Origin of the sequence: Rathayibacter tanaceti (assembly GCF_009834165.1) — a bacterium.
GTDB lineage: Bacteria > Actinomycetota > Actinomycetes > Actinomycetales > Microbacteriaceae > Rathayibacter > Rathayibacter tanaceti.
The window spans coordinates 2,305,979-2,324,811 of sequence record NZ_CP047186.1 but is presented as its reverse complement, the minus strand read 5'-3'; the positions used below and the strand labels follow the sequence as shown (position 1 = coordinate 2,324,811).

Genomic DNA, 18,833 nt, shown 5'->3' with positions numbered 1-18,833 from the left:
GTCCTCCTTCTCGGCCGGGCACGGAGCCCGGGTCATCCCTCAGTCCAGCAGGCTCTCGCGCACCTCGCGGCGCAACACCTTGCCGATCAGCGAGGTCGGCAGCTCCTCGACCGGGACGACACGTTTGGGCACCTTGTACGGCGTCAGATGCAGGCGGCAGAAATCGCGCAGGGCCTCAGGATCGACGGCGGTGCCGGCGCGCATCACCACGGCTGCCGCGACACTCTCGCTGCCGTCAGAGCGGGGCAGGCCGACCACGGCCGCCCGCACGACGTCAGGGTGCGACTCCAGCACTCCCTCGACCTCCGAGGGCGAGACGTTGAAGCCGCCGGTGATGATCAGCTCCTTCGCGCGATCCACGATCGTCACGAAGCCGTCGGCCGAGACGGTGGCGATGTCACCGGTCCGGAGCCACCCGCCGGGCAGGAGGGTCGCCGCGGTGTCCTCCGGCCGCTTCCAGTAGCCCTGGAACACCTGCGGCCCGTGCAGCAGCAGCTCACCGGACTCGCCCGGCCCACGATCGACGGAGGGATCCGCCGGATCCACCAGCCGGATCGTCGTGCTCGGGAACGGTACGCCCACCGTGCCCGGCCGCCGGGTCGGTCCGACCGGATTCCCGATCGCGACCGGCGAGCTCTCGGTCATGCCGTAGCCCTCGACCAGCAGTCCGCGGCTCGCGCGCTCCCAGCGGTCCACCGTCGCCACCGGCAGGCTCATCGCCCCCGAGATCGCGAAGCGGATGCCGCGCAGGTCGATCTCGTGGCGCTCGGAGGCGCGCGCGAGAGCGTCGTACACCGGGGGCACAGCTGGCAGGAAGCTGGGCGGCGAGCTCTTCGCCGCCGCCTTCACGAGGCCGACGTCGAAGGTCGGGAAGAGCACGATCTTCGCCCCCAGGCTGAGAGCGAAGGTCAGGCAGAGCGTGAGCCCATAGGCGTGGAACAGGGGGAGGACGGCGTAGAACGTCTCGTCGCCCTCGCGCAGGCCCGGGACCCAGGCGCGGCCCTGCAGTGCATTGGCCAGGAGGTTCGAGTGCGAGAGGATCGCGCCCTTCGGCGTCCCCGTCGTGCCGGTGGTGTACTGCAGCAGCGCCGTGTCCGAGAGAGCGGGCCGCGGGTGAGAGCGGGAGATCCTCCGACGGCCCAGGAGGGTCGAGAAGGGGAGGAGGCTCCGGCTGCGCGGCCGGGTGGTCAGCTTCGCGCGGGCCTCCCGCACTGTCGGTAGCGGCAGCCGGAGGGCCAGTCGCTTGCCGCGGGGGAACGAGCGGGTGAGATCGACCGAGAGGACCTGCTCGATCCCGAGGTCGGCCGGCATCGTGGCCACGACGTCGGCTACCTTATCCCAGACCACCGCGAAGCGGGCACCGTGGTCCTCGAACTGCCGCCGGAGCTCCCGCGGCGTGTAGAGCGGGTTGTGCTCGACCACGATCGCGCCCAGACGGAGCGTCGCGTAGAAGGCCACGACGTGCTCCGGGCAGTTCGGCAGCACCAGCGCGACACGGTCGCCCGCTCGGACGCCCAGCCGACGCAGCCCCTCCGCTGCGCGGGCGACCTGGTCGCCCAGCTCTGCGTAGCTCGTCCTCGCGCCGAAGAACTCTAGCGCGGTGCCGCGTCGATAGCGGGCGACCGAGTCGTCGAGCAGATCGACGAGGGTCTGAGTGGGCGGGTCGATCTCGGCGGGCACACCCTCCGCGTAGGAGGTCAGCCACGGCTTCGTCGCCAGGTGGGAGGATCCGGAGGTCACACCGTGAGTATCCGATACGCGCCTCCGCACTTCCTCCGAGGCGTGCGACGGGCTTCCGTCTCCGCTCGCGGCGCGGCAGGCTGGCGGGATGAGTGCAGCCATCGACCTCCTCCGCGACGCCTTCGGCCGCGTGCACGAAAACGTGCATGCGGTCCTCGACGACAGCACCACCGAGCAGCTCGCGTTCCGCGCGGACGCCCGCTCGAACTCACCCGCCTGGCTCGTCTGGCACCTCACCCGCGTGCAGGATGATCACCTCGCCCCCCTCGCCGGCCACGAGCAGGTCTGGACCGCCGGGGGCTTCCACGAGCGCTCCGGCCTTCCGTTCGGCCCCGAGGTGAACGGTTACGACCAGGAGCCGTCCGAGGTCTCGGCGCTCGCCGCGGTCCCGGCGGAGCTGCTGGCCGCCTACGCCGATGCCGTGCACGAGCGCACGCTCGCCTTCCTCGACACCCTGGGCGACGACGATCTCGCCCGCGTCATCGACGAGGCCTGGGATCCTCCGGTGACCCTCGGCGTGCGACTGGTGTCGGTGGTCGACGACGACGCCCAGCACGTCGGCCAGGCGGCCTACGCGAAGGGTCTCGCCGAGCGCGCTGCGCTCTGATCCGGCACCGACGCCCGCCGGCCAGGCTCCTCGGTGTCGTGCAAGAGGAGAGACGAGCGTCGTCCCGACCCTCCGGGGGCTCTCGGGATCCGGTGCACGAGGAGCCGCTACCCTTGTCCGCGGCGCCGTCGCTCGGCGGAGGCGCCCGCGGAGCGAGGACCGCGCCACCGAGAGGAACACACGTGACGTTGCCCGAGACCACCACCGCCACCATCGCGAAGCGCACGGGGCGCGACGTCGCCCCCGAGATCGCGCGCTCGTGGCTGCTGGTGAACGCCACCCGCACCGAGACGTTCGACGCCGCGCACGCCTCCCGCGCCGACCAGATCGTCCTCGACATCGAGGACGCGGTCGACCCCAAGGCCAAGCCGGATGCGCGCGCCGACGTGGTCGAGTGGCTGACCGGTGAGAAGCGCGCCTGGGTCCGCATCAACGACCACTCCACCCCGTTCTGGTCGGACGACGTCGACGCACTGAAGGGCCTGCCCGGCCTGGCCGGCGTCATGCTCGCCAAGACCGAGGCCGCCGAGCACGTCACCGAGACCTTTGACCGGCTCGGCGGCTCCACCCCGGTGCTCGCGCTGGTCGAGTCGGCGCTGGGCATCGAGGAGGCGGTCTCCATCGCCCGCGCTCGCGGCACCTTCCGGCTCGCGTTCGGCAGCGGCGACTACCGCCGCGACACCGGCACCAGCGCCGACGACCTCGCGATGGCTTACCCGCGCTCGCGCCTGGTCGTCGCCTCGCGCATCGGCGAACTCCCCGGCCCGATCGACGGCCCGACCGTCTCGAACAGCCACCCCGTGCTGCGCGAGCAGTCGGCGCTGACCGTCTCGCTCGGCCTCACCGGCAAGCTCTGCCTCGACACCGAGCAGCTCGCGGTGATCAACGAGGTCATCAGCCCGACGCCCTCGGACGTCGCATGGGCGCGCGACTTCCTCGACGAGTTCGAGGCCCGGGGCCGCGTGATCCGCGACGGCAGCGACCTCCCGCGTCTCGGCCGCGCCAAGAAGATCGACAAGCTGGCGACCGCCTTCGGGGTGAACCCGCTCTGACCGGAGGCGACGCGGGCGGGCGCGCGGGGAGGTTCCGCGTCCGCCGTCCAGCGCGGCGCTCGACCTCACTCCGCGCCGCGTACCTGCGCGATTACCGGTACGCCTACGGCTCGCGCCTCGTGCACCTGCGCGAGGGTTGGGATGTGACACAGTACGCATCCGGCGCTGGCGCCCCCGTGCTGCTGATCCCCGGCGTCTACGAGACCTGGCAGTTCCTCCGGCCGATCGCCGAGCGGTTGCACGCGGCGGGCCACCCCATCCACGTGCTTCCCGCGCTCGGGTACAACACGCGTCCAATCGTCGCCTCCGCCGGCGTCGGTCAGGACTACCTGCGCGAGCAGGACCTGCGCGGCGTGGTCGTCGTGGCGCACAGCAAGGGCGGGCTGATCGGCAAGCACATGATGGTGGTCGACGACCGCGAGGAGCAGCGGATCGAGCGGATGATCGCCGTCTCGACCCCGTTCAACGGCTCAAGCCTCGCGCGCATCGCTCCGGCGCGGGCACTGCGCGAGTTCTCACCGCACCGCCCTCTCATCCGGCACCTGCTCGCCGAGCGCGAGGCCGACGCGCGCATCACGTCGATCTACGGGATGCGCGACCAGTACATCCCGGGCGGGAGCCGGCTCGCCGGCGCGCACGAGAACATCGCGGTCTCGGTCGTCGGCCACTTCGCGCTGCTCTCGCACCCGAAGGTGCTCGACCTCATCGCTGAGCGGGTCTGAGCCTCCCTCCGAGTCTCACGACCAGGGCGTGAGCAGCACGAGCGGGATCTGCCGCTCGGTCTTCGTCTGGTATTCGGCGTAGTCGGGCCACGCCTCGACGGCGCGCTCCCACCAGGTCTCGCGCAGCTCGCCCTCGAGGACGCTCGCGGTGTAGTCCTTCTTCACCGGCCCGTCCTGGAGCTCGACGTGCGGCTCCTTGAGCATGTTCCCGTACCAGACCGGATGCTCGGGCGCGCCGCCCTTGGACGCCACGACCACATACTCGCCGTCGTGTTCGACCCGCATCAGCGCGGTCTTGCGAAGCTTTCCGCTGCGGGAGCCGACGGTGGTCAGAACGATGATGGGGCGGCCTCGGAGGAGGTTGCCCTCGGCTCCGCCGGTCCGCTCGTAGAGCTCCGCCTGCTCGCGGGCCCACTCGGACGTGCTCGGTTCGTATTCTCCTGTGAGAGGCATACTCCGATGGTACGGGCGCGTGGGCGCGCTGCCGGCCGGAACGCGGGAGGCGGAGCCCCTCCTCTCGGCGGTGCACGAGGATGGAGCGGTGCAGCCTGCTGACCAGTTCGACCGAGCCCGCATCGCGCTCCTGCGCGACGACCTCCTCCGAGCCCGCTACCGCGTCGACGCGGTCCGCGACCTCTGGGGCGAGGCGGCGGCGGAGGCGCTGCACCGCGGCGATCGCGTCCCCGCCCGCCGCGCGCTCGAGCGCACCGGAGACCGCGACGCTCTGGCCACACTCGCGCGACTCTTCCTGCTGGCCGATCCGGTTCCGGCCGACGACGCAGAAGAGGCGTTTGGCGCCCTCGCGCTGGAGGGAGCAGTGGAGCTGGGCCTGGTGCGCGTCGAGGCCGGAGCCGTGGTCACGGCCGCGCTCGATCTGCGGCCGTACGACGTGGTCGACGTGCGCGGCGCGGCCTCCTGGTGGATCGCCTCCGACCTCGGCGAACTCGCTCTCGGCCGGCCGCTCGACGAGGATCACGTGCTCGGCGTCGGTGGCGCGAGCCTGACCCTGACCGGCCTGATGATCCAGCGTCCGGTCGGCCGTGTCCTCGACCTCGGCACCGGCTGCGGGATCCAGGCTCTGCACGCCTCGCGTCATGCCGAGCACGTGGTCGCGACGGACGTCTCGGAGCGGGCCCTCGAGCTCGCCTCCTTCACCGCGCAGCTGAACGGGATCGAGAACATCGAGTTCCGCCGCGGCAGCCTCTACGAACCCGTTGCAGGGGAGCGGTTCGACCACATCGTGACCAATCCGCCGTTCGTGATCACGCCGCGCGCCGAGGGCGTCCCCTCCTACGAGTACCGCGACGGCGGCCTCGAGGGCGACGAGATCGTCCGCCGCGTGATCCTCGGCGCGGCCGACCACCTCGTGCCGGGCGGGGTCGCGCAGCTGCTGGGCAACTGGGAGTACCGCGAGGGAGCCGACGCCTTCGACCGGATCGCGGGCTGGCTGGCCGACGCCCGGAGCCCGCTGCAGCAGGCGCTCGAGTCCGAGCCCGCGGGGCTGGACGCCTGGATGGGCGGAACGGCCTCGCCCCTCGACGTCTGGATCGTGGAGCGTGAGCAGCAGGACCCGGCCGTGTACGCCGAGACCTGGATCCGCGACGGAGGGACGACCCGCGGCCCCGCCTTCGACGCGCTGGTGGAGGCGTGGCTGAGCGACTTCGAGCGGAGGGGGGTCACGGGGGTCGGCTTCGGCTACGTCACCCTGCGCCTCCCCGGGCGCTCGAGGCCGCCGATCCGGCGTTTCGAGCGGATCGGCACACCGGTCGCGACCGCGGGGCTCGGAGGGCATCTCGCCTCCTGCCTCGACGCCGCCGAAGCGCTCGCGCCGCTCGATGACCGCGCGCTCGCCGGGCTCGCGCTGGTGGTCGCCGGTGATGTGACGCAGGAGCGGCACTACTGGCCGGGCAACGACGACCCCACGGTGCTGCGCCTGCGGCAGGGCGGAGGCTTCGCGCGCGTCGAGGACGTCGACACGGCGCTCGCTGCGGTCGTGGGCGCCTGCGACGGCGAGCTCTCGATCGCGGCGATCGTCGCGGCGGTCGCCTCGCTGCTGCAGGTCGAGGAGGAGGCCGTCGCCGAGTCGGTCCTGCCGCGGGTACGCGAGTTCGTGGCGACGGGCCTGCTGCACCTGCCCTGAGCCGGGCCTGGGCTCAGAAGAGCGTGGCCGGGTCCTCGGCGGCGGGAGAAGCGGGTGCGGGTGCCGCTCCCGGCCACCCCGGTCCCGCGTCGACCGGTCGGCGGTTCTGGTAGGCGGTCGCCGCGTTCCGGGCGCGCACGTCCGCCGCCTCGTTCATCCGGTGGTTCGCGTGCCCCTTCACCCACTCGAAGGTGACCCGCCTGCCCTGCAGCTCCTCGTCGAGCGCCTTGATGATCTCGACGTTCATCACCGGCTTGCCGTCGGCCTTGCGCCAGCCCTTCCGCTTCCAGCCCGGCAGCCACTCGGTGCACGCCTTGATGGCGTACTGGCTGTCGCAGAGGATGTGCAGCGGCTCGTCCTCGCGCGCGGTCGCCCGGAGCAGCTCGAGGACCGCGGTGAGCTCGCCGATGTTGTTCGTGCCGTGCGACCAGCCGCCGGCCGCCCAGCGCTCGTCGTCGACGTACCAGGCCCAGCCGGCGGGGCCCGGGTTGCCCAGTGCGGACCCGTCTGCGGCGGCGATGATGCTCACGTGCGTCTCTCCTTCGTGCTCTCGGTGCTCGCGCCGGTGCGGCGCCCTCCGAGGGTAGTCGGGCAGTGACGGGCGACGGTGCGCCCGCTCCGGGAAGAAGGCGCCTCCGACCCGCGCGGGAGCGTGCCCCGTGATCCGGTCGACCGCGTCGTCAGGGCACCTCGGGCGTCCGTGGTCGTCGGCTTCCACGGCGCAGGCCGAAGGGGCGCCCGGGCTCGCTCATCCTGCGCTCGCCGCTCGCGCGAGCACATCCACCGCGTAGCCGTAGCCCGCGATCCCCGCCCCGACGATCACGGCGACCGCGATGTCCGAGAGGTAGGAGTGCTGCCGGAACGGCTCGCGGCGGTGCACATTGCTCACGTGCACCTCGACCATCGGCAGCCCGGTGGCGAGCACCGCGTCGCGGATGGCCACCGACGTGTGCGTGTAGGCGCCGGCGTTGAGCACGATGCCCGAGACGGCCCCGCGGGCGGCGTGCAGCCGGTCGACGATCGCTCCCTCCGAGCTGCTCTGGAAGGTCTCGATCGCTAAGCCGTGCCGCTCGGCGGCCTCGGCGGCCAGTGCCTCCGCGTCGGCGAGGGTGTCCGAGCCGTAGAGCTCGGGCTCGCGGGTGCCGAGCAGGTTCAGGTTGGGGCCGTTGAGGACGAGGATCGGCAGCTTCACGCTCCGACCCTAGCGCCGGCCGTCCCCGCGAGCGGGAGCGGCGGCAGCGCCGCCCGCAGCGCGATCAGCTCGCGCGCGTGGGCGTCGAGGCGCCGGTCCTCATCGGTGTGCAGCTTGAGCGGAGGAACCGGCTCGGCCGCTCCATCGGCGCCGCGCACCACGAAAACGCTCCGGCACTGCGTCGTCAGCTCCAGCTCACCCGTGCGCGGGTCGCCCGAGCGCACGTGCACGGCGAGGTGCATGCTCCGGGCGCTCGTGTGGATGAGCCGCGCCTCCACTTCGACGAGGTGCCCGATGCGCACCGGCCGGTAGAAATGAATCCCGCCGGAGTAGACGGCCACCGCGTCGCGTCCGCTCCAGCGCTGCGCGACCGCGTCCGCGGCCTCGTCGATCCAGCGCATCACGATACCGCCGTGCGCGTTGCCGCCCCAGTTCACATCGTTCGGGGCGGCGAGGAAGCGGAAGACGATGCGCGGGCCGGTTCCCTCCTCCGTGTAGCTCTGTGCTCGCATCACGTCGTGCAGCTGTCGACGGCCCGCTATGCGGGCGGCCGCTCCCTCGGCGAGCGACAGGTCCTCGATCGAGCGAGGCCGCCACTTCGGGACTGTGCGGGGCCTCTTCTCGTCGTCGACCGCGACGAAGACGAGGAGGCAGTGGGTCGCATCCTCGTACCGGCCGGTCCTCGGATCCGCCTGCGCCACCTGCACGAGCACGTGCATGCTGGTGCGCCCGGTGTGGATGACGCGGGCGCTCGCCTCGATCAGGTTGCCGACCGCGATCGGCCGGGTGAAGTGCACGTTGCCGACGTAGGCCGTGACGCAGTAGCCGCCGCTCCAGCCCACCGCGCAGGCGTAACCGGCCTTGTCGATCCACTCGAGGACGCGGCCGGCTTGCACACTGCGGCCGTCGGCCGTGGCGTCCTGGGGTGCGGCGAGGAAGCGGAGGGTGATGCGGTCGTTCATCGGAGCCCGTCGTCGGAGGAGGAGAGGAAGGGTGAGGAGGAGGGGGTGGACCCGCTGGCGGGATGCGAGGAAAGGGGGATGGTCCGCCCGCGGGCCACAGGGGTGTCCGACCGGAGTCGGCTCGGTCCGGCGAGGCCGCGCTCAAGCGGCCAGCGACACCTTCTCGGCGACCAGCCGCAGGCGCAGCGCCTGGAGCTCGGCGGTCAGCTCGGGAGGCAGACGGTCGCCGAAGCGGCCGAAGAACTCCTCCGTCAGGGTGCATTCGTCGAGCCACGCCTCCACCGGCACCGAAAAGAGCTCCTCCTTCTGCTCGGCCGTGAGCGCGAGACCGTGCGTATTGATCGCGATCGGCAGGTCGCCGATGGGGCTCCGCCGCGCCTCGGCGAGACCCTCGAGCCGCCTCACCAGCCACTGCAGCACCCGTGCGTTCTCGCCGAAGCCCGGCCAGAGGAACTCGCCGTCAGCGTCCTTGCGGAACCAGTTGACCTGGAACACGGCCGGCGCCTTCTCTCCCAGCTTCTCGCCCAGCGCGAGCCAGTGCGCGAAGTAGTCCGCCATGTTGTAGCCGCAGAAGGGGAGCATCGCGAACGGGTCGCGGCGCAGCTCCCCGACGGTCCCCTCTGCCGCCGCTGTCTTCTCGGAGGCGATGGTCGCCCCGAGGAAGACTCCGTGCTGCCACGACGTGGCCTGCGTCACGAGCGGCACGTTGCTGGCCCGGCGTCCGCCGAAGACGATGGCGTCCAGCGGCACGCCTTCGAAGGCGTCCCAGTCGGAGGACAGCGACGGGCACTGCTCCGCCGGTGCGGTGAAGCGCGAGTTGGGGTGCGCCGACGGCGTGCCGGAGGCGGGGGTCCACGGCTGTCCGCGCCAGTCGGTCAGCCGCTCCGGCACCTCGTCGGTCAGTCCCTCCCACCAGACGTCGCCGTCTTCTCGGAGAGCGACGTTCGTGAAGATCGTGTTGCCCCAGAGCGTCTGCACCGCGTGCGGGTTCGAGCTCTCGCCTGTGCCGGGTGCGACGCCGAAGAAGCCGGTCTCCGGGTTCATCGCCCAGAGGCGTCCGTCCGCTCCGGGGCGCATCCAGGTGATGTCGTCGCCGAGGGTCTCGACCCGCCAGCCCGGGATCGCAGGCTGCATCATCGCCAGGTTGGTCTTGCCGCACGCGCTCGGGAACGCGGCGGCCACGTGGTAGCGCCGCCCCTCCGGCGAGACGATGCGGATCAGCAGCATGTGCTCGGCGAGCCAGCCCTCCTCGCGGCCCATGGCCGACGCGATCCGCAGGGCGAAGCACTTCTTGGCCAGCAGCGCATTGCCGCCGTAGCCGGATCCGAAGGAGACGATCTCGCGCGTCTCGGGGAACTGGGTGATGTACTTCGTCGGATTGCAGGGCCACGCCACGTCCTCGCGGGTGAGGCCGCCGGCGTCGCGGAGCGGGAGGCCGACCGAGTGCACGCCGCGCACGAACGCGGTCTCCTCCGTGAACGCAGCGAGCGGCTCCGCGCCGACGCGCGCCATGATCCGCAGGTTGAGCACGGCGTAGGCCGAGTCGGTGAGCTGCACGCCCAGCTGTGAGAGGGGGCCGCCGACCGGGCCCATCGAGAACGGGACCACGTACATCGTGCGTCCGCGCATCGCTCCGTCGAGGAACGGGGCCAGCTCGGCCTTCATCGCCGCGGGCTCGCGCCAGTTGTTCGTGGGGCCGGCGTCGGCCTGGTCGGTCGTGCAGATGAAGGTGCGGTCCTCGACCCGCGCGACGTCGTCGGGGTCCGTCCGCGCGAGGAACGAACCGGGTCGCCACTCCGGATTCAGCGGCAGGAGAGTACCGGCGGCGACCAGGCGCTCCGTGAGGCGGTACCACTCGGTTGGGGAGCCGTCGCTCCACTCGATCGCGTCGGGCTTGAGCACGGCGGCCATCTCGCGTACCCAGCGGCGCAGGGCGAGAGGCGCCGGAGGCACCGTCGGCGCGGGGACGGCTGTCGGGGCGGTCATCGTGCTCGCCTCGAGTCGGACGGTGTTGCTGTAGATGCTCATGCTGGCTCCGCTTTCGGTGGTCGTCGTCGACGGGGTGGGGAGTCGCCGGCCGGGGCCGGAGAGGGGCGCTCAGTGGCGCCTGAAGCCAGAATGGAGGAGGATCGGGACATCTTCCCGGGGCGCAGCTCATCACAAAGCAGTTTTTTTGCGCCACCGTCACAACCGACTGCTGGAGCTCGCCGTGACCGATCCCTCCGCTTCCACCGACGCCGTCCTGCTCGGCCAACGGCTGCGCCATGTCCGCGCCCAGCGCGGGCTCACTCTCGGGCAGCTCGCCGAGCGGGTGGGCGTCTCTGGGAGCCAGCTCTCGCTGATCGAGACCGGTCGGCGCGAGCCGCGGCTCTCCCTCCTCCAGCGCCTCGCCGCCGCCCTCGGGGTCGAGCTCGCCGCCCTCCTCTCGGACGAGCCGCCCAGCGAGCGGGCCGCGCTCGAGATCGAGCTCGCCCGGGTTCAGAAGGGCTCGCTCTACCGCTCCCTCGGTCTGCCCGAGTTCAAGGTCAACAAGAGCCTGACGACCCCGGTGCTGGAGGCGTTCCTCGGGGTGTACCGCGAGCTCGCCCGTCGCCGCAGCGAAGCCAGCGCCACCCCGGAGGAGGCGCGTCGCGCGAACACGGCGCAGCGCCTCCAGCTGCGCGAGCGCAACTCCTACCTGCCGGAGATCGAGGAGGTCGCCGGCGAGATGCTGCGCACCGTCGGTCACCGTGGCGGAGCGCTCACGCACAGCTCGGTCTCGAAGATGGCCCGCCACCTCGGCTTCGAGATCATCCACGTCGGCGACCTGCCGCATTCCGCCAGATCGGTGATCGATCTCGCCAACGGGCGGATCTACCTCCCGCCCGCCTCGATCCCCGGCGGGCACGGGCTGCGCGCGCTCGCGCTGCAGGCCATGGCGCACCGTCTCCTCGGCCACGAGCGACCGGCGACCTACGCCGACTTCCTCCGCCAGCGCCTCGAGATCAACTACTTCGCCGCCGCCTGCCTGATGCCCCTGGAGCCGGCGGTCGCGTTCCTCCAGGAGGCGAAGCGCGAGCGCGACATCTCGGTCGAGGACTTCCGCGACGGCTTCGGAGTCACCCACGAGGCCGCTGCGCTGCGCTTCACCAATCTGCTCACCTCGCATCTCGACATCCGGATGCACTTCCTGCGGATCCTGGGCGACGGATCGATCCAGAAGGCCTACGAGAACGACGGCCTGCCGTTGCCGACCGACGTCACCGGCGCCGTGGAGGGGCAGGTCGTCTGCCGCTACTGGTCGGCTCGGTCGGCGTTCAGCCGCACGAACCGCACGACCGAGTACTACCAGTACGTCGACACGCCGGCCGGCACCTTCTGGTCGGCCTCGCAGACCGGCACCACAGCGACGGAGGAGTTCTCGATCACTGTGGGCGTGCCCTTCGCCGAGGCGCGTTTCTTCCGTGGCCGCGACACCGACCGCCGTGAGCTGTCGCGCTGCCCCGACGAGTCGTGCTGCCGCCGCGCGCCGGCCGAGCTCGCTGCGCGCTGGGACGGCAACGCCTGGCCGAGCGCCCGCCTGCACGCGCACGTCCTCGCCCCCCTGCCCTCGGGTACCTTCCCCGGTATCGACGACGCCGAGGTCTACGAGTTCCTCGACACCCACGCCCGCGAGTCCTGACCGCCCTCGCGCCGCCCCTCGCCCCCGCCTCTCCCCCCCTTGAGATGCCACTTCGGTACGCCCGCATCGGCGTGTCGCGTACCGAAGTGGCATCTCGCGGAGGGGGCTGTGGAGAACTTCTGCGGGGGTGAGGGCGGGTCGGACATCCTCGGGGCATGGACAGCGGGCAGGGCGAGGTGATGGAGTCGAGGGACGGCACGACGAGGCGCAGGCTGGCGGCCGGGCACCCCGTCGTCGTGTTCCGTGGGGCGCGGACGGCGGTCGAGCCGCTCACCGTCGACGAGCGGATCCGCGCGTACAGCGCCGTCATGCGCCCCGGCGAGTTCTTCTCGCACGGCACGGCCGCGCACCTGCTCGGCCTCCCCGGTCCCCGTCCCAGCGCGACGACTCCGCTCCACGTGTCCGTCGCGCCGCCTCAGCGTGCCGCGCGTCGAGTCGGGGTCCGCTCGCACCACCTCTGGGACGACGCCGTGACGGTGGTCGACGCGGGCTCTCCGGTCGCCGATCCGGCATCCACCTTCTGCCACCTGTCCGATTCGCGCTCGCTCGACGACCTCGTCGTCCTCGGCGACGCGATCGTCGGGCCCGACGAGGACGGCCGGAGGCGCGGGTGGCGTGTCGACCTGGAGGTGCTGGCCTCTCGCGCGGCCTCGTTCCGAGGCCGCGGCGGACGGCGGGCCCGCGACGCGGTGCCCTGGGTGCGGGTCGGCGCGGAGTCCCCGATGGAGACGCTGCTGAGACTTCTGCTCCTGCGCGCGGGCCTTCCGGAGCCGGAAGTGAACGTCGAGCTGTACGACGACGAAGGCCGATTCGTCGCGCGGGTGGACCTGCTCTACCGTGCGCGCCGTGTCGTGGTCGAGTACGACGGCGACCAGCACCGCTCGGACCGCGCACAGTACGAGCGCGACATCCGGCGCATCGAAGCGATCGAGGCCCTCGGCTACCGGGTCGTCCGCGTGCGTTCCGCCGGCGTGCTCCTCCACCCCGAGGAGACCGTCGCCCGCGTGCGTCGCGCACTGTTCGGCTGAGACCCGCGAGATGCCACTTCGGTACACGTTCTTCGGCGTGTCGCGTACTGAAGTGGCATCTCGCGGAGGGAGGGGTGGGGAGGGGGCGTCAGCCCGAGATGAGGGCGCGGGCGGTGCCCTCGTCGAGGATGAGATCGGTGATGAGTCCCGCGGCGAGGGCGCCGCGCAGGCCGGGCAGCTTGGAGGCGCCCGAGACCACGCAGATGCGGCGGGAGGCGCGCCGCACCGTCGAGAGGTCGGGACCGCTTGCACGTTCGTTCATCGGGATGTCGTCCCAGGTGCCGTCGGAGCGGTAGAACACCGTCGCGACGTCGCCGACCACTCCGGAGCCGCTCAGCGAGGTGAAGTCGTCCGGCTCCAGGTAGCCGCCGATGTAGACCTTCGAGGGCACCGCGGCGAAGGGCGAGCCGAGCCCGAACAGCGCCACGTCCATCCGTTGCTGCAGCTCGAGCACCCGGCGGGTCGAGCGTTCGCGCCACAACGCCTGCTTCGTCGTCGGATCGTCGAAGAACGCCGGGACGGGGAACTGCTGCACCTTCGCGGCGTAGGCGTCGCCGAACCGGCGCAGGATCTCGCTGGAGTAGTTGATGCCCGTGGTCTCGGTGTTGCCGGCGCCGTTCAGCTGCACGATCTGCGTGTTGTGCGTCTCCTTGGCGATGAGGTGACGGCTGATCGCGCTCATCGTCGACCCCCAGGCGATGCCCACGATCATGTTCGAGTCGATGAACTGGCCGAGGATCCGCGCCGCCGAGAGGGCCACCCTCTCGAGCCGGTCGATCTCGCTGGTGTGGTCGGGTACGGGCACGATGTGCGCCGTGATGTCAAAGTGGGCGCGGACCTCGGCTGAGAGCGCACTGGCCCGATCGAGCGGCGAACGGATCTGGATGTCCACCAGCCCCGTCGCGCGCGCATGCGACAGCAGCCGCGACACCGAGGAGCGGGAGGTGTGCAGCTCGTGGGCGATGGCGTCCATCGTCAGATCCTGCATGTAGTACAGCTGTGCCGCACGCAGCGCGTCCCTCGTCTTGTCGGGATGGGTCGCGTGGGTCGTCTCGTCGAGTTCGACGACCGGTCGGACTGGGGTCATTGCCGCTCCCTGCACGTATTTCCACCCGTCTTGACCGGATGTGTTGTCCCGTCAAGGATGGCTGTATTCCTTCGCGATATCAATCGTCCATCTTTCCGGTGCACGATGGCCGGAGGCCCCGACGAAACACCTACGACACGAAGGCGAGTACGAAGTGGCACAGTCCGACGGAACTCCCGGAACCTCCGCTCTGCGTGAGAGCGTGGCTGCTCTCCGCAACACCCCCCGCGCCACGGTCCTGGTCATCGGCGGTGGCATCAACGGCATCGGGACCTTCCGCGAACTCGCGCTCAACGGCGTCGACGTCGCGCTCGTCGAGCGGGGTGACTACGTCTCCGGCGCCTCCAGCGCCTCGAGTCACATGATCCACGGCGGTATCCGCTACCTCGAGAACGGCGAGTTCCGACTCGTCAACGAGGGCGTGCACGAGCGCAACGGCCTGCTCAAGATCGCCCCCCACTACGTCAAGCCGCTGCAGACGACGATCCCGATCTACTCGACGTTCTCGGGCATCCTCGCGGCCCCGATGCGCTTCCTGACCCACAAGTCCGGCAAGCCGCAGGAGCGTGGGGCGCTGCTGATCAAGGTCGGCCTGACCCTCTACGACTTCTTCTCGCGCGACGGCGGCACGGTTCCGCGACACCAGTTCCACGGACGCAAGCGCTCGCTCAGCGAGCTGCCCAAGCTCGACCCGAGGATCAAGTACACCGCCACCTACTTCGACGCCTCCGTGCACGAGCCCGAGCGCCTCGCGCTCGACGTGCTGAACGACGCGCTGGTCGGCGGCAAGAAGGCTCGCGCGGCGAACTACGTCGAAGCCGTCGGCGCCGACGAGAAGGGTGTCGTCCTGCGCGACCGTGAGAGCGGCGAGGAGTTCACCTTCGAGGCCGACGTCGTCGTCAACGTCTCCGGACCCTGGACCGACTTCACGAACACCGCACTGGGCACCACGACGTCGTTCATGGGCGGCACCAAGGGCTCGCACATCGTGCTCGACAACCCCGAGCTCGTCGAGGCGTGCGAAGGCCGCGAGATGTTCTTCGAGCACAGCGACGGACGCATCGTCCTGATCTACCCCCTCAAGGGGCGCGTGATGGTCGGCACGACCGACATCGACGCCGACCCGACCAAGCCGGCGGTGTGCACCGAGGAGGAGATCGACTACTTCTTCGAGCTCGTCAACCACGTCTTCCCGGCGATCGCGGTGAATCGCTCGCAGATCGTGTTCAAGTTCTCCGGCATCCGCCCTCTGCCCCGTCACGACGACGAGGCGCCCGGGTTCGTCTCCCGCGACTACCGCATCGAGCCGTCGACGCTGCCCGGCAAGGGCACCACGGTGCTGAGCCTGGTCGGCGGAAAGTGGACCACCTTCCGCGCCCTCTCCGAGCACCTCTCGAACGAGGTCTTCACGCGGATCGGCGTCAGCCGTCGCGTCTCGACCGTGAAGACCCCCATCGGAGGCGGCAAGGGCTTCCCGAGGACCGACGCCTCCCGTGCGCAGTGGATCAGCCAGCACCGGTCCGGCCTCTCCTCCGCCCGCACCGGGCAGCTTCTCGAGCGCTACGGCACCCGCGCGCAGGAGGTCATCGAGGCCCTGGCCGACGGCCACGACGAGGCGCTCGACTTCGACGCCGACTTCACCACAGGAGAGATCCGCTACCTCGCGCAGCACGAGAGCGTCGTGCATCTGATCGACCTGGTCCTGCGCCGCACCAACCACGCGTTCACCGGCGGTCTCAGCCGCGAGCTCCTCGAGGAGCTCGCCGAGCACACCGGAGCGGTCCTCGGCTGGGACGAGGCGAAGCGCGCCCAGGAGGTCGACGCGACGATCGCGCACCTTAAGGACTACAACGGCGTCGACGTCGGAGGCACATCGGTGCAGGCCCCGACGGCCGTTCCCGCGTCCTGACCCCAGGGGATCGGCGCGAATCGACGGAAGCCCCGGACGAAGTCCCTTCGTCGTCCGGGGCTTCCGTGCGACAACGCACAAACGTGCACGCGTCGTTCCTTGTCGCTTGGTCGGGGCGCCGATAACTTCACAGTCGTCGGGCATCGATGCTCGCCACGGGCGCCCCCCTGCGTCCGTCATATGAAAAGGAAAAGGTCAACGTGGACAATCTCGGAGTGGTGTTCCTTGCCGAAGTCGTGGGAACGGCGATGCTCGTGCTCCTCGGCTGCGGTGTCGTCGCCAACGTCGCGCTCGTCAAGAGCAAGGGTCTCAACGGCGGGACCCTCATGGTCAACATCGGCTGGGGCTTCGCGGTCTTCGCCGGCGTCATCGTCTCGTACAACTCGGGTGCTCACCTCAACCCGGCCGTCACCCTCGGCCTCGTGGCCAGCGGTGCGACCGAGTTCGGATCGGGTGTGCCGGTGAACATCGCCTCGATCCTCGTCTACATCCTCGCTCAGCTGATCGGCGCGATCATCGGCGCCGTCTTCTGCTGGCTCGCGTACAAGCAGCACTTCGACGAAGAGCCCGACGCCGCCAACAAGCTCGGGGTCTTCTCGACCGGCCCGGCGATCCGCTCCTACGGCTGGAACTTCGTCACCGAGGTCATCGGTACGTTCGTCCTCGTCCTCGTCGTCATCGGCTTCGGCGGCGGACGTCAGGGAGACGGCGGACTCGCCGCGCTCGGTGCTCTCCCCGTCGCCATCCTGGTGATCGCGATCGGCGCGTCCCTCGGCGGCCCGACCGGCTACGCCATCAACCCCGCCCGTGACCTCGGACCCCGCATCGCCCACGCGCTGCTCCCGATCAAGGGCAAGGGCTCGAGCGACTGGGGCTACGCCTGGGTGCCCGTCGCCGGCCCGATCGTCGGCGGTGTTCTCGCGGGTCTCTCCTCGCTGGTGCTCCTCCCCGTCCTCTGAGCCGCCGAACTCCACTTCACCCCCGTTACGAAGGAGTAATCATTCATGGCTGACTACGTCATCGCTATCGACCAGGGGACCACGTCGTCCCGCGCGATCATCTTCGACAAGAAGGGCTCGATCGTCTCCACCGGCCAGAAGGAGCACGAGCAGATCTTCCCGCGGGCCGGCTGGGTCGAGCACGACCCGCTCGAGATCTGGAACAACGTCCGCGAGGTGATCGGCCAAGCCCTCTCGCGGGCCGACCTGACCCGCCATGACATCGCCTCGGTCGGCATCACCAACCAGCGTGAGACCGCGGTCGTCTGGGACAAGACCACCGGCAAGCCCGTCTACAACGCGATCGTCTGGCAGGACACCCGGACCCAGTCGATCGTCGACCGGCTCGCCGGCGACGAGGGCGCTGACCGCTTCAAGTCGATCGTGGGCCTCCCACTCGCGACCTACTTCTCGGGCACCAAGATCGTCTGGATCCTCGAGAACGTCGAGGGCGCGCGCGAGAAGGCCGAGGCGGGCGACCTGCTCTTCGGCACCACCGACACCTGGGTGCTCTGGAACCTCACCGGAGGCATCGACGGCGGCGTCCACAAGACCGACGTCACGAACGCCTCCCGCACCCTGTTCCTCGACCTCGAGACCCTCGAGTGGCGCGACGACATCCTTGAGGCCTTCGGTGTGCCGAAGTCGATGCTCCCCGAGGTGTGCTCCTCCTCCGAGGTCTACGGCAACGTCGAGTCCTCGTCGCTGCTGCGTGAGGTGCCGATCGCAGGCATCCTGGGCGACCAGCAGGCCGCGACCTTCGGCCAGGCGGCGTTCGATCCGGGCGAGGCGAAGAACACCTACGGCACCGGTAACTTCCTGATCTTCAACACCGGCACCGAGATCGTCCACTCCAAGAACGGGCTGCTGACCACCATCGGCTACAAGCTCGGCGACGGCGAGGTGCACTACGCGCTCGAGGGCTCGATCGCGGTGTCCGGCTCGCTGATCCAGTGGCTGCGCGACAACCTGGGCCTCATCGGCTCGGCTCCCGAGGTCGAGGCGTTGGCCGCGACGGTCGAGGACAACGGAGGCGCCTACTTCGTCCCCGCGTTCTCCGGCCTGTTTGCGCCGTACTGGCGGTCGGACGCGCGTGGAGCACTCGTCGGTCTCACCCGCTACGTCAACAAGGGCCACATCGCCCGCGCCGCGCTCGAGGCCACCGCGTTCCAGACCCGCGAGGTCCTCGACGCGGTCAACGCCGACTCCGGTGTGCCGCTCCAGGAGCTCAAGGTCGACGGCGGCATGATCGCCAACAATCTGCTCATGCAGTTCCAGGCCGACATCCTCGGCGTCCCCGTCGTCCGACCGGTCGTCGCCGAGACGACTGCGCTCGGAGCGGCCTACGCGGCCGGCCTCGCGGTCGGCTTCTGGGAGAACCTCGACGACCTCCGCCAGAACTGGCAGGAGGACTCGCGCTGGACCCCCGAGATGGACCAGGACGAGGCCGCCCGCCAGTACCGCCTCTGGAAGAAGGCCGTCACCAAGACCTTCGACTGGGTCGACGAGGACGTGCAGTAGTTTCTGCCACGGCGGTCCCGCTCGCCGTGACGCGGTCGGCTGCGCGAGGCGGTGGCGTCTCGTGGAGCGGGCTGCCGCCGGCTGGGGAAGAACGCTGACACGCGTTCTCCCCGTTAGCCTCGAAGGGCGAGCGGATGCTGTGGTCCGACTCGCATAGTGCGGTGAAGCGCCCTGCTCGGCCCTCGGGTCGGGCGGGGCGCTTCGTCGTTCCGAC

At 70.6% G+C, this 18,833-nt stretch carries 16 protein-coding genes; 9 read left to right on the top strand and 7 right to left on the bottom strand.

The annotated features are described in order from the left end of the window. Nucleotides 1–39: 39 nt before the first annotated feature. Nucleotides 40–1,740, bottom strand: a complete 1,701-nt coding sequence (locus GSU10_RS10815; protein WP_068211710.1) for a long-chain-fatty-acid--CoA ligase — start codon at nt 1,738–1,740, stop codon at nt 40–42. Nucleotides 1,741–1,828: 88 nt separating this feature from the next. Between GSU10_RS10815 and GSU10_RS10810 the strand changes: the two genes are divergently transcribed. The 3 genes from GSU10_RS10810 (at nt 1,829) to GSU10_RS10800 (ending at nt 4,121) form a co-directional block, all read left to right on the top strand. Then, on the top strand, nt 1,829–2,347 hold the full coding sequence (locus GSU10_RS10810; protein WP_068211709.1) for a mycothiol transferase: 519 nt from the start codon (nt 1,829–1,831) through the stop codon (nt 2,345–2,347). A 188-nt stretch (nt 2,348–2,535) separates the two neighbouring features. Further along, nucleotides 2,536–3,399 carry an HpcH/HpaI aldolase/citrate lyase family protein gene (locus GSU10_RS10805; RefSeq protein WP_199220813.1) on the top strand — a complete coding sequence of 288 codons (864 nt, stop codon included), beginning with the start codon at nt 2,536–2,538 and terminating at the stop codon, nt 3,397–3,399. 143 nt (nt 3,400–3,542) lie between these two features. Next, nucleotides 3,543–4,121 carry an esterase/lipase family protein gene (locus tag GSU10_RS10800; RefSeq protein WP_158286055.1) on the top strand — a complete coding sequence of 193 codons (579 nt, stop codon included), beginning with the start codon at nt 3,543–3,545 and terminating at the stop codon, nt 4,119–4,121. 15 nt (nt 4,122–4,136) lie between these two features. Here the strand turns inward: GSU10_RS10800 and GSU10_RS10795 are convergent, their stop codons facing one another. Continuing rightward, nucleotides 4,137–4,574 carry a nitroreductase family deazaflavin-dependent oxidoreductase gene (locus GSU10_RS10795; protein WP_068211708.1) on the bottom strand — a complete coding sequence of 146 codons (438 nt, stop codon included), beginning with the start codon at nt 4,572–4,574 and terminating at the stop codon, nt 4,137–4,139. Between the two features lie 88 nt (nt 4,575–4,662). Here GSU10_RS10795 and GSU10_RS10790 point away from each other — a divergent pair, with 88 nt between their 5' ends. Then, nucleotides 4,663–6,261 (top strand): DUF7059 domain-containing protein, encoded by a 1,599-nt coding sequence (locus tag GSU10_RS10790; RefSeq protein ID WP_132503976.1) that lies wholly within the window; start codon nt 4,663–4,665, stop codon nt 6,259–6,261. Nucleotides 6,262–6,274: 13 nt separating this feature from the next. On the opposite strand, the gene GSU10_RS10785 is transcribed toward GSU10_RS10790, so the two are convergent. The 4 genes from GSU10_RS10785 to GSU10_RS10770 all read right to left on the bottom strand — a co-directional run bounded on the left by GSU10_RS10785 (nt 6,275) and on the right by GSU10_RS10770 (nt 10,401). Continuing rightward, the gene (locus GSU10_RS10785; RefSeq protein ID WP_068208998.1) at nt 6,275–6,790 is read right to left on the bottom strand and encodes a ribonuclease H family protein; all 516 of its coding nucleotides are present in this window, start codon (nt 6,788–6,790) and stop codon (nt 6,275–6,277) included. A gap of 219 nt (nt 6,791–7,009) precedes the next feature. Continuing rightward, nucleotides 7,010–7,453, bottom strand: a complete 444-nt coding sequence (aroQ, locus tag GSU10_RS10780) for a type II 3-dehydroquinate dehydratase (RefSeq protein ID WP_132503978.1) — start codon at nt 7,451–7,453, stop codon at nt 7,010–7,012. Next, a complete protein-coding gene (locus tag GSU10_RS10775; protein ID WP_068208951.1) occupies nt 7,450–8,415 on the bottom strand; it encodes an acyl-CoA thioesterase in 966 nt (321 codons plus the stop codon). The genes aroQ and GSU10_RS10775 overlap by 4 nt, the downstream gene beginning before the upstream one ends. 141 nt (nt 8,416–8,556) lie before the next feature. Next, the gene (locus GSU10_RS10770; protein WP_068209006.1) at nt 8,557–10,401 is read right to left on the bottom strand and encodes a phosphoenolpyruvate carboxykinase (GTP); all 1,845 of its coding nucleotides are present in this window, start codon (nt 10,399–10,401) and stop codon (nt 8,557–8,559) included. A gap of 223 nt (nt 10,402–10,624) precedes the next feature. Here GSU10_RS10770 and GSU10_RS10765 point away from each other — a divergent pair, with 223 nt between their 5' ends. Together GSU10_RS10765 and GSU10_RS10760 are read left to right on the top strand one after the other, a co-directional pair. Further along, nucleotides 10,625–12,076: a helix-turn-helix domain-containing protein gene (locus GSU10_RS10765; protein ID WP_068208954.1), complete on the top strand. Its 1,452-nt coding sequence runs from the start codon at nt 10,625–10,627 to the stop codon at nt 12,074–12,076. 155 nt (nt 12,077–12,231) lie between these two features. Then, the gene (locus GSU10_RS10760) at nt 12,232–13,104 is read left to right on the top strand and encodes an endonuclease domain-containing protein (RefSeq protein ID WP_068208957.1); all 873 of its coding nucleotides are present in this window, start codon (nt 12,232–12,234) and stop codon (nt 13,102–13,104) included. An 88-nt stretch (nt 13,105–13,192) separates the two neighbouring features. On the opposite strand, the gene GSU10_RS10755 is transcribed toward GSU10_RS10760, so the two are convergent. Next, nucleotides 13,193–14,191 carry a sugar-binding transcriptional regulator gene (locus GSU10_RS10755; RefSeq protein ID WP_132503980.1) on the bottom strand — a complete coding sequence of 333 codons (999 nt, stop codon included), beginning with the start codon at nt 14,189–14,191 and terminating at the stop codon, nt 13,193–13,195. Nucleotides 14,192–14,345: 154 nt separating this feature from the next. On the opposite strand from GSU10_RS10755, the gene GSU10_RS10750 reads away from it, so the two are divergent. The 3 genes from GSU10_RS10750 (at nt 14,346) to glpK (ending at nt 18,619) form a co-directional block, all read left to right on the top strand. Beyond that, on the top strand, nt 14,346–16,100 hold the full coding sequence (locus GSU10_RS10750; RefSeq protein WP_199220801.1) for a glycerol-3-phosphate dehydrogenase/oxidase: 1,755 nt from the start codon (nt 14,346–14,348) through the stop codon (nt 16,098–16,100). A 248-nt stretch (nt 16,101–16,348) separates the two neighbouring features. Beyond that, a complete protein-coding gene (locus tag GSU10_RS10745) occupies nt 16,349–17,059 on the top strand; it encodes an MIP/aquaporin family protein (protein WP_068209009.1) in 711 nt (236 codons plus the stop codon). A gap of 45 nt (nt 17,060–17,104) precedes the next feature. Continuing rightward, nucleotides 17,105–18,619, top strand: coding sequence for a glycerol kinase GlpK (glpK, locus tag GSU10_RS10740; RefSeq protein ID WP_068208962.1), 1,515 nt, complete (start codon nt 17,105–17,107; stop codon nt 18,617–18,619). Nucleotides 18,620–18,833 lie beyond the last annotated feature (214 nt).